The organism is Peribacillus sp. NPDC094092, assembly GCF_050279365.1.
GTDB lineage: Bacteria > Bacillota > Bacilli > Bacillales > DSM-1321 > Peribacillus.
The window spans coordinates 1214082-1227133 of sequence record NZ_JBNNUC010000001.1 but is presented as its reverse complement, the minus strand read 5'-3'; the positions used below and the strand labels follow the sequence as shown (position 1 = coordinate 1227133).

Sequence of the window (13052 nt, the reverse complement as noted above, 5' to 3'; positions counted from 1 at the left end):
AGGGAGGGATAAAGATGAGAGCCATTCATTTTGAGGAATACGGCGGACCGGAAGTACTGAAATTGACTGAAATGGAAAGACCCGTGCCAACTGGACATGAAGTTCTGATTGAAATCGATTGTGTCGGTGTCAATTATGCAGATACAGCCAGAAGGGAAGGTCAATATGTAGTACCTACGCCGCTTCCATTCATTCCAGGTGCGGAAGTGGCTGGCGTTGTGGTGGAAGTCGGTGGAAAGGTGACTAAAATCAAACCTGGTACAAGGGTCGTGAGTTTAATTGAATCAGGTGGATATTCAGAATATGCCCTATCTGATGAATTCTCTGCCATTCCGCTTCCTGATGCCATTCAGTTCCATGAAGCTGTTGCCCTGCCCCTTCAAGGTCTGAGCGCTTATCATATTCTAAAGACAATGGGACGCATGCAACAGGGGGATACGGTTTTGGTCCATGCTGCTGCAGGTGGTGTGGGAACGATTGCAGTCCAGTTAGCCAAAATCTTCGGGGCAGGAAAAGTGATTGCAACCGCCAGCACAGTGGAAAAATTGGAACTGGCTAAAGAGATGGGGGCAGATGAGCTCATCGATTACACGAAAGAAGGATGGGAAATGGAAGTCCGTGAGGTCACGGGAGGAAAGGGAGTCGACGTGGCGTTGGAGATGGCCGGAGGGGATATTTTCAATAAAACATTGAAATGTTTGGCTCCATTTGGACGGCTTGTTGTTTTTGGAAATGCCAGCCGTAAGCCTTATACGATGAACCCGCAGCAATTAATGAGGCGCAATCAATCCGTCGTAGGTTTTTTCCTGCCACAGATCATGAGGCACCCAGATTTACTGTTGCCTAGCATTCAAGACCTTTTTGCATACGTGGCGTCCGGGGAGCTTAAGCTAACCATCGGCGGCATCTACCCGATTGAAAAGGCTGCAGCCGTCCATGAGGTAATGAACGCCCGTCAAACGAAAGGGAAATTGATTTTGCAGGTGAAATGAGAAGAAGGGGTGTATATATGATGCACCCCTGTATTTTAATGGGATTGCTTGTTCCTTGACCCCCTCAAGAACGATTCAATCCGTATCAATGCTCACATCCTTATCGGGATGCATGAAAGGTGGCTGTGGCGCTTTTTCAGCCTCTAACAGTTCACGGTTTTCAGTTGAATTCCAGCCTATATCATTAGTGGGGTGTATCCATTCGTCCCCAGCCATGATTTCAGGATCCGTATCTTCGCTCCAATTTTCGAGTGGTGAGTTTTCGGATGCATATTTACTGTCGCCAATGACGACTCCATAATCATTGACGAATGGAGCCTGTGGTTTTATGCCGGTCCCTTTAAAGCTTGGTGCGTTAATTTGGTGTGGTTGTGTATCATCGATGATTGGTGAATCCAATTTCTTTTTCATGTAGTGTCTCCCTTTCCGTTTTACGGTTATTTTTCTCGTCTGTCCCTATATTATCCCTGAATAATTTCAGTCATTTTTACCCCATTCTAAAATGTAAACCAAAAGAAAAGGGTGGATGAAAATGAAACGGAAAGCCAATGTGGATGGTGCTGTCAAAGCAAGTAAAACGCCAAAAAGAAATCAAGCAGAAAATGAATTTTCCAATGAGTTCGCATTGGAGGAAAACGCAATGAAAGGTGCCAACCGCAATTCAAAGCAAGGCAGAAAAGGAAGAAGTTAATGGATAAAGAAAAACTGAACAGCGAGGAAAATCTGGGAAAACATGTACGGACTGAATTTGGAATCGAATTCAGCGGTGATATGAACGCGACTAAAATTTATGAAATTTTGGCTAAAGAAAATAAAAAACGTGATAGTGATAAGTAAATAAGGACGGACCCAATTCTAGGGTCCGTCCTTATTCTTAAAAAATGATACTTCCAGATTTTGAGAGGGGGAATATCGTTGAGCCCTTACCACTCGGATCAAAATAGGCAAGCATGAACGATGGTTTTTCGACGATTAGTCCCTCAGCTAAATACGTTTCCAAATCAAAGGGAAGTGCCTCGAGCAATGTGTGTTTGTGTAATTCTTTTTCATTAAGCGACAAAGCAGCGAAAGAGGATCCAAGCTTTTCAGGCTTATTCAGAATCTCTTCATATATCTCTTTCCGACCATTTTTATCTAATGAAGCTTCCCACCAAGGTTTACGTGGTTTGTATTTTTGATTCATGAAATAATCCAATTTCATGAGTCCGATAATGTTTTTCAGTTCAGCAGATTCCCTGGAAGTCAAAAACTGCTGTAAACGTCTGAACAAGTCCTCAAGCTGATGACCGATTCGTGACCATCCTTGTTCATCCCAATAGGTACCGAAATCTTGAAAGAAGTCGAATGGTGATTGAAATACCGTTTTGACAAGATATTCCGTGGTATGATCCATTCTATGGTCGTTCCAGTATTTTTCAAGGACATCTTCCACCTGTTTAATGCGGACAATGTCATCAAAGGATAAAACATTATTTCCCAGGATTTCATAGGGAGCATGTTCGCTGTATATATATTGGTGTTCCGCGGCACGTATCCGTAAGCCAGTGCCACGAAGCATCTTTAAGAATCCAAGCTGCATCTCTTCGGGTCTGAGCTCGAAAACATCATTGAAAGTCTTTCTGAAAGAGTGATAATCTTCTTCTGGTAGACCGGCAATAAGGTCTAAATGCTGATCAATTTTCTGCCCTTCTTTAACCATGGTTACGGTCCTTGTCAGTTTTTCGAAATTCTGCCTTCTCATTACTAGATCATTCGTATGATCATTCGTCGATTGTACCCCTATTTCAAAGCGGAACAGTCCTGCAGGGGCATTATCGTTCAAGAACTGGATAACTTCCGGACGCATGATATCCGCCGTGATCTCGAACTGGAAAACCACACCGGGAAGATGTTCATCGATTAAGAATTGAAACATCTCCATGGCATAGCTTCGGCTAATATTGAAGGTTCGGTCAACGAACTTAATGGTCTTGGCACCATTAGCCATAAGGTATCTGATATCTTCCTTAATCTTCTCACGATCAAAATACCTGACACCCACTTCAATCGATGACAGGCAAAATTGGCAGCTGAACGGGCACCCTCGGCTAGTTTCGATATAGGTGACACGTTTAGATAGGTCGCCGCGGTCTTCCTCCAAACGATATGGAGAAGGGAGGGATTTCAAATCAACCTTGCCGTTCTGAGGCTGGATGATTTTTTTTCCATCCTGTCGATACGCAATGCCGCCAACCTTCTTATAGTCATTCGAACCTTCAATTTCAGATAAAAGGGCCTTGAAAGTGACTTCACCTTCGCCAATTACGATGAAATCAGCACCGGGAATCTGATCAAGCCATTCCCCAACATCATAGGTGACTTCAGGTCCGCCCAGGATGATGACCAATTCTGGATTGATCTTCTTCAGCATGGCTACGACTTTCATTGTTTCTTCGATGTTCCAAATATAGCAACTGAACCCTATGACATCGGGTTTTTTGGAATGAAGGTCACCAACTATGTTCATGATTGGATCTTTTATCGTATATTCTGCCAGCTGTACATCATAATCTGGCTGGGCATAAGCTTTTAAATATCGGATGGATAGCGATGTATGGATATATTTTGCATTAAGAGTACTGATTATTATATTCATGTTAAAGGGCGTAAAAGAAACGCCTGGCTCCTTTCGTGTACATGTCTTTTTAAGCCAACAAGCACTAACGAGTAATTTTACCATAGCGTGCTCCATTTGAAAAATGAGTTATGGGATTAAGGGGAATCTTTTCAGCTCGAAAGTCGAAATGAGATGGAATTTGAAAAAACGGATAAAGCAGAAAATGCTCCATCCGTTTTATTTAAAAAGCTTGTTTAATATACTCTTTCGTTTTAGTCATGAAACGTTTTGTCTTGGTCGCTTTCAACTCGATGATCGGCTGCGCCATGGTAGCGATCATTTCACTTGATAATAACACGGTGATCAAGAAAGAGAGGCCGGCGAGCATGATAAAGCTCTCTGTATTGCTGAAGTATTCCTGGATGGAGCTTTCACGGAAAAATCGAATGAAGAAACCATGCAGCAGATAGACATAAAGGGTTTGTTTACCCCAGTTCGTAAAGAAATATTGTCCGCGTGGGATGAACGAAAGGAAGCTGAACACTGAAATTATGCTCAATCCATAAAATCCAAGGCGTTTAAACATGGACACGATTGTCGCATCTTCAAGTTCGGCATATGGTTTCGAACCGAGCAGCCACTTATAATTGATATCGGCATTTAGATAAAAACCGATAAAGATCACTAACATGACACTAAGTGAAGCCAAACGAACTTTGGGTGTGAATAGTTTTTTTAAATGTTCCTTGCTTAAATGGTACCCGATCAAAAACATCGGGAAAAAAACGAATGTCCTGGAGAGACTAAGATAATTGGAGATATTGTCAATATATCCAATCAATAATGCGATTAAAAAAGATAAACCTATGCCTACTGATGGCTTCAGCTTTGAGAAACCAAGGAGCATGATGTTCCAACAGAATAAACTGACTAGGAACCATAGCGACCATTGCGGGTCAAGCAGGTCTACAGTGATGGCAGAACGCTCATATAAGAAATAGTAGTAAACGGTATATATCAATTGGAAAATGATATAGGGCAAAATCAGTTTTTTAGTGATTTTACCTAAATACCCTTTTTGATAAAAACCTTTCGCAAAGAACCCTGAAACAAGGATAAAGGCAGGCATGTGAAAGGAATAAATGGTTTTATATAAAGCGTATATCGTTTCACTGTCATGTATATACGTATTCAGCAAATGTCCAAAGACGACAAAGGCCATGAGAATGAACTTGGCGTTATCGAAGAAAAAATCACGTTGTTTCATCGTTGCCTCCATTTAATAAATTTTTAAGGTAGCTAGAAAGCATTGTTATTTCATATACCCTAAATACCTTGTACTAAATCAATATTTATTAAATTTATTATAAAAACCTTAAATTAAGCTTAACGCTAAGTTTTATAGTATTCAATATACTATAATTTGATATATAGGATAATTTTGGAATAGGATGATTGCGCCGATTTTTGAAAAATACCGAGGAAATTCATGATGGATGTCGAATAAATTTGGTAGGTATGGGTTTTGATGAGGGGGGTTACTATGAAAGTCGATTATGCGAATGAAACGGAATATAAACGAGAAATTTTAAAATTGAATAAACAGATCGAAGGGTTCTTGAACATTTTCAATTCGATGTCAGAGCCTTATATTAGGGTTGATGAGGAACTGCATCTCACTTATGCCAATGATGCCGCGTGTGCCCTGCTGGAAACCGCGAAAGAGCAGCTGGAGTCCATGAAAATAACTGATTTTCTAGATGTCATCCCTTTAAATAACCAGGAAGTGTCAAGTTCCCTAAAAACCTCGAATGAAAGTGAAAGGCAAATTATCCAGCTACATACCGGTGTCCTTAAGCAAATAGAGTTTATACGTATGGGTTCACTTTTCGAAGGCCAGCAGTTCTACCGTTTGGGGGATGTGTCATTGGATGTTTCTTCGTCAAGGGAAACAAGGGTGTCAAAGCAAATGTTTTTGGACATTTTCGATACAGCCATAGAAAGCATCGTTCTATTCGACAGTTCAGGAATAATAATGGAAGTGAACCATGCCTTTATCCATGTCTTGGGCATTCCGAAAAAAGAGATTGTCGGTAAGGATATGAGGGACCTCATATCCCCAGAATATAGGGAGTATTGGGATGAGAGCATACAAAGAGCCTTTGATGAATCGAACTTCAAAGGAGAGGTAGAGATAAAGGTTGGGGATGAACTGCATCATTTCACTTTCTCGATAAGTTCAACGGTAGGAAATGAATTATATATGTCGGTGCTTCGGAAAATTACAGAATCAAATATAATAGAAAAAAAGTTAGAGACGAGCGAACGGATTTTTGCCGAATTATTCGATCAGTCCATGGACGCAATCATATTCTGGAATGATGACGGGATCATTTTTCGGGTCAATCATTCAGCATGTAAAATATTCGAATCCAGCAGAGAGGACTTGATCGGCAGTCATATCTGGAAATATGTGTACAGCAATAATAACCATTTTGGCCAGATGATGGACACGTTTGAAAGAGACACCCAGGTGCGGGGTGAGCTGATTTATAAAATGCCTAATAACCAAATTAAATTGCTTGAATTGACGGCCAAAAAACATGAAGGTGACGGATATAACGTAACGATTTTTCGAAATGTCAGTGAACGCTGGCTGATTGAGAAGGAATTAAGGGATAGTGAAAAGAAGTTCAGGAAGATTTTTGAGGGAACATTAGACGGTTTGATTTTATGGAATCATGAAGGGTTCACCGATATTAATGAAGCGGGTCAGAAAATATTGGAGATATCGAAGCGCAAACTGCTATCATTATCCGTAAAGGGATTCATCGAAAAAATTCCTGAAAATGCTCCTGTCTTGAACGCTCACATTGAAAATGTTTATAAGCATGAGGTCTACTCTTCGATCATTCCGATAACATACGAAGATGGAAGAGTTAAGCATATTGAATTTTTGACGAGGAAAAATTTATATTCGAACTTGAATTTGAGCATTTTCCGTGATGTGAGTAAAAATCTAGAAATGCAGGAACAAATCCGAAAATCGGATACTTTGAATGTCGTTGGTGAACTGGCTGCCGGAATTGCTCACGAAATCAGGAATCCAATGACAGCCTTAAAAGGTTTTATCCAGTTGCTTGAGGATGGTGTTAAAGGGGAGTTTTCCACATACTTTCATGTAATTACTTCCGAAATTAAGAGAATCGAAACCATTATCACGGAATTTTTGGTACTGGCAAAACCGCAGGCGCTAAAAGTTTTCAAACAGGATGTTCATACCATATTGAGAGAGACACTGGAATTACTGGCTGCTCAGGCACTATTGGAAAATATTCAATTCGAGACAGACTTTGAAGAAGATGAATGTAACGTTTTATGTGAAGCGAACCAGTTAAAGCAAGTGTTCATTAACATCATCAAAAATGCATTGGAAGTCATGCCGGATGGGGGATCTGTTTCCATTAAAACAAGCCGATTTTCAGAGAAATACGTTTGCATTTCAATTACTGACAAAGGCATGGGGATTTCAACGGAAATGCTAAAAAAATTGGGCGAACCTTTTTATACGACGAAAGATAGGGGAACCGGGCTCGGGCTCATGGTCAGCTATAAAATCATTGAGGAGCACAATGGTTATATAGAAGTGGAAAGTGAAGTGGGAAAAGGGACGAGCTTTCATATTTATTTGCCATTCGAGTAATGTAGAAGGGAATGCCCTATACCGTTAAAAAGCTAACAGAAAGCATGGATATTCATTAGTTAATGGGGATCCCTTACTGGATTCCCCCGTTTATTGACAAAAAGGGGGGCGGAATGATCTAATCCCATACCATGGTCTCAATAGAAAACTTGGTTATGTTTTTACTATTTTATACGGATGAAACCCCTAATGGATTGAAGAAATTTGCGACACTCCTGCCGAATGCCTGGGTAGCCTAGGTCCGCTGGATGCTTGTGTCGAAAAGGCTTGGCAGACAGTCTGCGGAAAGGGAGCGGATTCTGAAAATAGTTGGTCCGTTTTTCGTAAAAATAGGTTTAAACAAATGCGGTTGGAACGGAAGTAGCGAGACTCCTGCGGAGCGCGTCCAACACCCCCACAGGCGCTTGTCGAGAAGGCCCCCGGACCGCCCGCTTGAAGTGGACAAATGGTACATTACTAAAAAACTGCAGGCAAACTGGCACTTCTTCGGGTTTGTATACAGTATGGGAATCCTTTATTGGATTCTTTTTTTGTTCTATCATTTATTTATTATATTGGAATCACGATTGAGGGTAGTAACCATGAATTCCATTATAGAGAAGCTGCTGAAGTAATTAAGCGGAAAATCAGAATCACATCAAAGTTGCAGGACTTTCGAATCGATTTTCGGAGCGGGCTTCATCTTAAATCGTCATGATCCATATAAGAGGTTCATGCTTAGAAATTTCCGTCATATCCTGTCTGCTGGTGGGTAAAGCATTATCGCAATTTAAGAAGTTTTGTCTTTTTTTGCGAATCTATTTACATATAAGGCATATTTTGTAATACTTCTTTATTATAATGTAACTTTAAAAAGGCAGGAGTAGTGAATGTTGTTATGAAATCTAGGTGTGCAACGGAAATTTGTTCTGAGATTCGAATGAAGCGTTGGGAAATGATGGAGTTGGCCAAAATGTATGGTCTAAATCATGAGTATACCCTTCGTCAAAGTGAGCAGCTTGACAAACTTATAAATGAGTATTTGATCCTTCAACATCATTCAGCAGTGGAAGTGAGAAATAAGCGAGAAGAGATGGTCGTTATTGTGCAGCAGCCCTTTAATGACGACATTACCTTTTAAGAGGGGATTTGAATGCATGCATGACTGTTTAAGTAGCAGGCAAGGAGACCAGCAACTTTGTGTGATGTTTGCAATGAACTTTTGCAAACATATCTGAAAACAATTAATGAAAGACTTATATAAACAAGACAATATATCTTTTGAATTTCCTATGGATTTGGGGCATATATCGAGGGGAGGCCACCAGAAGGTGTCCTTCAGGGCATCGGGATGGTTTAGAAGTCTTATATTTTCTGACTGGATTGCACTGTTAAATAAAAAGTAAGAGCTGACTCACTTGATGGAGCCAGCCATGGAAGTTCGGGAATTACAAAACTTCCAATAATATGACCATGAACAAAAGGCCGACAATGAAGGAATAGGTAGATGTGCGTTCATTACCATCCCCATGGCTTTCAGGAATCAATTCCTTATAAACGATGAAAAGCATGGCCCCGGCGGCGAAAGCCAGACCGTATGGAACCAGGAACCCGATGTAAGAGGTTAAATAAAAACCTAGTAAACCGGTAATTATTTCGATGGTCCCGGTTAAGGTTGCTATCAGGAACGCTGTAAGTTTACCGATTTTTTGATTAATTAAAAACAAGGCGACCAGTAAGCCTTCCGGAGCATTTTGCAGGCCGATGGCAAAAGCGATCAAATTACCTGTATCAGCCGTATCAGAGGCGTAACTGACCCCAACAGAAAGACCCTCAGGAATATTATGGAGTGTAATGGCAGTGATGATGAGCAAAGCCTTTTCATCGAACTGAATGCCACTTTTCGTATGGCTGAGATCGATATGGGGAATGTTTTTTTCCATGATCGTTAATGTCATTACTCCGAGAAAAACCCCAACGACCAGCTGCATATACCCTCCTGTGGCCAGAGACTCCGGAATAAGGCTCAATAACGAAGCAGCCACCATAATTCCAGCCGTAAATGCCAGAAGCGTGTCTCTGAATCGATGTGTGATTGAACCTTGAATGAACAAGATTGGTAACGCACCAAACCCTGTAGACATAGCAGAAAGGATGCTGCCTAATAAAACTCCACTCATAAATTTCTCCTTTGTATGGTACGTATCGTTACCCATTAGTGAATTTTTGGGTGGAACAATAATTTATTGTATTTAGACATAATGAAAATGTTCCAGGAAAAAACTATTTTTCAGTCATTCTTCTGAATACCATTTTTTCAATGTCAGATCAGTCGGCAGCAGTATGCTGATGATTCCCAGTAATGGCAGGAATCCCACCAGCTTGATCATGGATTCGATTCCAATTACATCTGCAATGGCTCCCAATGAAACGGATCCAATGGCACCCATTCCAAAGGCTAACCCCACTGTCAAGCCTGCCATCGTTCCGACTTTTCCCGGGACCAATTCTTGTGCGTATATTACAGTGACGGAAAAACTGCTCATTATAATGAATCCCGCCATCAATAATAAAATAAAAGCGGCTGTAGGAGGTACGAATGGTAAAACTGCGGTTATTGGCATGCTGGCAGCGAAAGAAAAGAAAATGACATTTTTACGCCCGAATCTATCGGCAAGCGGACCTCCGAAAAATGTACCTACAGCACCTGCAGCCAAAAAGGCAAATAGGAAAAATTGTGCGGATTTTATCGTGAACGAATACTGCTCGATCAAATAAAAACTGTAAAAGTTCGTCATGCACGATACATACCAGGAACGGGCAAAGATTATGAATAAAATCAATACCAGGGCTTTGGCCACTTTATGGGTTCGCTCTTTATTGATTATTTTTGCAGCAAGCTTTTTAGGCTGGAAGTGAATTAATTTTTGGGAATACCACTTGGCGATATACAGCAATAGGATCACGGCCAATAAGGCAACCAACGCAAACCAGAGTGCGCCTTTTTGGCCAAAAGGAACAAGCACGATGGCTGTGATGAGTGGGGCAAGTGCCTGCCCGCTATTCCCGCCGACCTGATAAATGGATTGTGCCAGGCCTCTCTTTGGTCCGCCTGCCATATAGGCAACCCTGGAGCCTTCCGGATGGAATATGGCCGACCCAAAGCCCATCAAGATGACTGCACCAAGGATAATGGTATAGTTTGGGGCAATAGCGAGTATGATGACCCCTATTAAAGTACTGGTCAATCCAATGGGCAATGCATATGGAAATGGCTTTTTATCCGTATAGAACCCAACTGCCGGCTGCAGGAGGGATGAGACGATATTCAGGCAGAATGCAATCATTCCCAGCTGTGTATATGTAAGCGACATTGATTTTTCGAGGATTGGGAACATGGCCGGTACGACGGCCTGAAGAGAATCATTCATTAAATGGCATATGCCAATGATGATCATGATTTTCAGCGTCATATCTTGTTTTTGCGGTTTTGTTTTAATGGCAGCGATACTTCCCATCTGTATATTTCCTTCTTCCTGATTAAGTTTTTTACCTATTCCATAAATAGATTCAATAAGCATGCACCGTATGCATAACACCTTTAAATAAACCGGAATCGTTACTGGCCCTCACAAAAAAATGAAACTCTTCAAATGATTGCTAAGGATGGTCCTTTATCAGCGGTAAGCTGATTGTTACGGTTGTACCGTTCAGAGGTTTACTCGAAAACTCGATGGTACCGTTAAAAGATTCAATTATTCGTTTACACACAAATAGCCCTAATCCCGTTCCTTCCTTTTTCGATGTATAGAAGGGATCGAACACTTTGCTTATTTCTTTTTCACTCAGTCCTTGCCCGGCGTCGATGATCATGATTTTAGCCCATTCATTTTCATGGTGGATTCGAACCCTTAAATTTTTCCCAACTTCCATGGCCTCGAAACCGTTTTTGGCAATATTGAGAATGACTTGTTTTAGTTGGTCCTTTGTACAATGGACCAGGATCGGCTCCTTTATGATATTCCATTCCACTTCAATATTGAAGTGGCGTGCTTCTGATTCTATTATTGGTCTCAATTCTGCAATGATACTGCGAATATCATATAAGGATGAAGTCTGGGCCATCGGCTTCCCCAATATCAAAAATTCGCTGACGATACTATTGATCCGTTCAATTTCCTTCATGATGACAGAGTAATAGAACTGATCTTGTTCTTCAGGGTGTTTTTCAACCAATAACTGAACTAGCCCCTTTATGCCGGTAAGCGGGTTTTTTATTTCATGTGCCGTACTGGCAGCCAAAGTACCGACAAAATCTATTTTTTGCCTTTCGTTTAGTAACTTTTGGTTTTTGGTATTCCTGCGAACGATCAGCTCCTCGATGATGGTATAAATCATGTGTGTAAAAAAGAAGGTGAAAAAGACAAGCATTAAAAATACATTCATGTTATTTGTGTTTATCTTGTCGGGCACTTTTACGGACAGTTTCCAATCGACCTCGGTCAAAGGGATATCCACCCATTTAGAATGTCCAGTGAATCCGTCGGCATTTCTATCTAAAATTCGGGTTTTGTCCTTTGTTTCCAATATAAAGGTATGAGTCGGGCTGAGAATCTTTAACATATTTTCCATATGATCCAGCCTGATATGTGCCAATAAAAAACCCTGCACTTTTTTATCATGATCCAGAATGGGAGCAAAAATGGAAAAATAATTGTAAGCAGGGTTATATAGCTCCTTTGTTCCTACAACAACGGCTCTTTGGGTTTTTACTGCAAGTTCTATATCCTTCTGTTCAATTAAATAGTAATGATTGAAATTCTTATTTGTCCCTGAAATGGAGACACCGTCGCGATTGAGACAATATATTCCGGCATACCTGGAATCTGTATCTTTGATCCATTTCAAAAGAAGTTCGGTTTTTTCGTTATCCATATAAAGCACGGAACTGCTAAGGCTAAGCAGCTCAAGGTTTTCCTTCGTTTCTCTAATAACTTGATCTATGTATTCTTGATAAACCGTTCCCGCCCATTCAGCTTGTTCCAGTCTTTCTTTCTGAATGGAACGTTCTAAATGCATCCAATAAATGATTGAAAGAATAATTAATGGTAAAATAACAATAAGTAGATATGCGGTGAATTTATGCCTTGTTTTCATGATTGTCACTACTTTAGCTTTTTTTTCAAGTATATCAAAATGAATGATTAAACAATAGTGCATACTAACAGGGCAGATTGACAAAAAAGTCTTTATGCCATATAATAACTTTTAATTCAAGATATTTTAATTAAAAATTTTTAAGGTTGTGAAGTTATGGAGAATAATAACATCCAACAGTCTTTGAAACTGTTCATAGTGATGTCTAGAGCCCATCGATCAATTAATGATGTGGTAAATAAACATATAGCCGAAGAGGGTTTGAATCCAACTGAGTTTGCAGTACTGGAATTACTTTATCATAAAGGGGATCAGCCCTTACAGCAAATAGGCGGAAAAATCCTGCTGGCTAGCGGCAGCATTACCTATGTCGTCGATAAACTTGAAAAAAAGGAATATCTACAGCGCATAGCATGTAAAGAGGATCGCCGTGTAACCTTTGCAAAAATAACGGATAAAGGCAAGGCCTTTATTGAGGGAGTATTTCCTGAGCATGAAAAAAGAATCGATGATATCATGAGCGTACTTACGCACGATGAAAAGGCCACCGTTATCGAATTGCTTAAAAAGATAGGGTATTCCGCTCAAAATTAGCTAAAGAACCAGCACCCGGATTTGTCTGCAG

The 13052-nt window shown here is 40.5% G+C and carries 12 protein-coding genes; 6 read left to right on the top strand and 6 right to left on the bottom strand.

Translation table 11 applies throughout. From position 1 onward, the window contains the following. Nucleotides 1-14 precede the first annotated feature (14 nt). A complete protein-coding gene (locus ACQKNS_RS05835; RefSeq protein WP_427641585.1) occupies nucleotides 15-992 on the top strand; it encodes a quinone oxidoreductase family protein in 978 nt (325 codons plus the stop codon). Nucleotides 993-1067: 75 nt separating this feature from the next. Here the strand turns inward: ACQKNS_RS05835 and ACQKNS_RS05830 are convergent, their stop codons facing one another. After that, on the bottom strand, nucleotides 1068-1403 hold the full coding sequence (locus tag ACQKNS_RS05830; protein ID WP_427641584.1) for a DUF3905 domain-containing protein: 336 nt from the start codon (nucleotides 1401-1403) through the stop codon (nucleotides 1068-1070). Nucleotides 1404-1524: 121 nt separating this feature from the next. On the opposite strand from ACQKNS_RS05830, the gene ACQKNS_RS05825 reads away from it, so the two are divergent. Continuing rightward, nucleotides 1525-1683, top strand: coding sequence for a hypothetical protein (locus ACQKNS_RS05825; RefSeq protein ID WP_098371175.1), 159 nt, complete (start codon nucleotides 1525-1527; stop codon nucleotides 1681-1683). Beyond that, a complete protein-coding gene (locus ACQKNS_RS05820) occupies nucleotides 1683-1829 on the top strand; it encodes a hypothetical protein (protein WP_427641583.1) in 147 nt (48 codons plus the stop codon). The genes ACQKNS_RS05825 and ACQKNS_RS05820 overlap by 1 nt, the downstream gene beginning before the upstream one ends. A gap of 37 nt (nucleotides 1830-1866) precedes the next feature. Here the strand turns inward: ACQKNS_RS05820 and ACQKNS_RS05815 are convergent, their stop codons facing one another. Both ACQKNS_RS05815 and ACQKNS_RS05810 read right to left on the bottom strand, forming a co-directional pair. Beyond that, nucleotides 1867-3627 (bottom strand): B12-binding domain-containing radical SAM protein, encoded by a 1761-nt coding sequence (locus ACQKNS_RS05815; RefSeq protein ID WP_427642143.1) that lies wholly within the window; start codon nucleotides 3625-3627, stop codon nucleotides 1867-1869. A gap of 202 nt (nucleotides 3628-3829) precedes the next feature. Next, nucleotides 3830-4855, bottom strand: coding sequence for an acyltransferase family protein (locus ACQKNS_RS05810; protein ID WP_427641582.1), 1026 nt, complete (start codon nucleotides 4853-4855; stop codon nucleotides 3830-3832). 276 nt (nucleotides 4856-5131) lie between these two features. Here ACQKNS_RS05810 and ACQKNS_RS05805 point away from each other — a divergent pair, with 276 nt between their 5' ends. Both ACQKNS_RS05805 and ACQKNS_RS05800 read left to right on the top strand, forming a co-directional pair. Then, complete coding sequence (locus tag ACQKNS_RS05805) at nucleotides 5132-7291, top strand: PAS domain S-box protein (protein WP_427641581.1); 2160 nt, start codon at nucleotides 5132-5134, stop codon at nucleotides 7289-7291. Between the two features lie 877 nt (nucleotides 7292-8168). Next, on the top strand, nucleotides 8169-8411 hold the full coding sequence (locus tag ACQKNS_RS05800; protein WP_427641580.1) for an aspartyl-phosphate phosphatase Spo0E family protein: 243 nt from the start codon (nucleotides 8169-8171) through the stop codon (nucleotides 8409-8411). A 307-nt stretch (nucleotides 8412-8718) separates the two neighbouring features. Here ACQKNS_RS05800 and ACQKNS_RS05795 read toward each other — a convergent pair whose 3' ends face one another. The 3 genes from ACQKNS_RS05795 to ACQKNS_RS05785 all read right to left on the bottom strand — a co-directional run bounded on the left by ACQKNS_RS05795 (nucleotide 8719) and on the right by ACQKNS_RS05785 (nucleotide 12427). Continuing rightward, nucleotides 8719-9450: a ZIP family metal transporter gene (locus tag ACQKNS_RS05795; protein ID WP_427641579.1), complete on the bottom strand. Its 732-nt coding sequence runs from the start codon at nucleotides 9448-9450 to the stop codon at nucleotides 8719-8721. 114 nt (nucleotides 9451-9564) lie between these two features. Next, complete coding sequence (locus ACQKNS_RS05790; protein ID WP_427642142.1) at nucleotides 9565-10788, bottom strand: MFS transporter; 1224 nt, start codon at nucleotides 10786-10788, stop codon at nucleotides 9565-9567. 142 nt (nucleotides 10789-10930) lie between these two features. After that, on the bottom strand, nucleotides 10931-12427 hold the full coding sequence (locus tag ACQKNS_RS05785) for an ATP-binding protein (RefSeq protein ID WP_427641578.1): 1497 nt from the start codon (nucleotides 12425-12427) through the stop codon (nucleotides 10931-10933). A 156-nt stretch (nucleotides 12428-12583) separates the two neighbouring features. Here ACQKNS_RS05785 and ACQKNS_RS05780 point away from each other — a divergent pair, with 156 nt between their 5' ends. Then, complete coding sequence (locus ACQKNS_RS05780; protein WP_427641577.1) at nucleotides 12584-13021, top strand: MarR family winged helix-turn-helix transcriptional regulator; 438 nt, start codon at nucleotides 12584-12586, stop codon at nucleotides 13019-13021. Nucleotides 13022-13052 lie beyond the last annotated feature (31 nt).

Excerpts from the sequence above, each read along its gene's own strand:
- ACQKNS_RS05810 (WP_427641582.1), bottom strand. The coding sequence starts at position 4,855 with ATGAAACAACGTGATTTTTTCTTCGATAACGCCAAGTTCATTCTCATG.
- ACQKNS_RS05835 (WP_427641585.1), top strand. The coding sequence starts at position 15 with ATGAGAGCCATTCATTTTGAGGAATACGGCGGACCGGAAGTACTGAAA.
- ACQKNS_RS05780 (WP_427641577.1), top strand. The coding sequence starts at position 12,584 with ATGGAGAATAATAACATCCAACAGTCTTTGAAACTGTTCATAGTGATG.
- ACQKNS_RS05785 (WP_427641578.1), bottom strand. The coding sequence starts at position 12,427 with ATGAAAACAAGGCATAAATTCACCGCATATCTACTTATTGTTATTTTA.
- ACQKNS_RS05805 (WP_427641581.1), top strand. The coding sequence starts at position 5,132 with ATGAAAGTCGATTATGCGAATGAAACGGAATATAAACGAGAAATTTTA.
- ACQKNS_RS05830 (WP_427641584.1), bottom strand. The coding sequence starts at position 1,403 with ATGAAAAAGAAATTGGATTCACCAATCATCGATGATACACAACCACAC.
- ACQKNS_RS05800 (WP_427641580.1), top strand. The coding sequence starts at position 8,169 with ATGAAATCTAGGTGTGCAACGGAAATTTGTTCTGAGATTCGAATGAAG.
- ACQKNS_RS05790 (WP_427642142.1), bottom strand. The coding sequence starts at position 10,788 with ATGGGAAGTATCGCTGCCATTAAAACAAAACCGCAAAAACAAGATATG.
- ACQKNS_RS05795 (WP_427641579.1), bottom strand. The coding sequence starts at position 9,450 with ATGAGTGGAGTTTTATTAGGCAGCATCCTTTCTGCTATGTCTACAGGG.
- ACQKNS_RS05815 (WP_427642143.1), bottom strand. The coding sequence starts at position 3,627 with ATGAATATAATAATCAGTACTCTTAATGCAAAATATATCCATACATCG.
- ACQKNS_RS05820 (WP_427641583.1), top strand. The coding sequence starts at position 1,683 with ATGGATAAAGAAAAACTGAACAGCGAGGAAAATCTGGGAAAACATGTA.
- ACQKNS_RS05825 (WP_098371175.1), top strand. The coding sequence starts at position 1,525 with ATGAAACGGAAAGCCAATGTGGATGGTGCTGTCAAAGCAAGTAAAACG.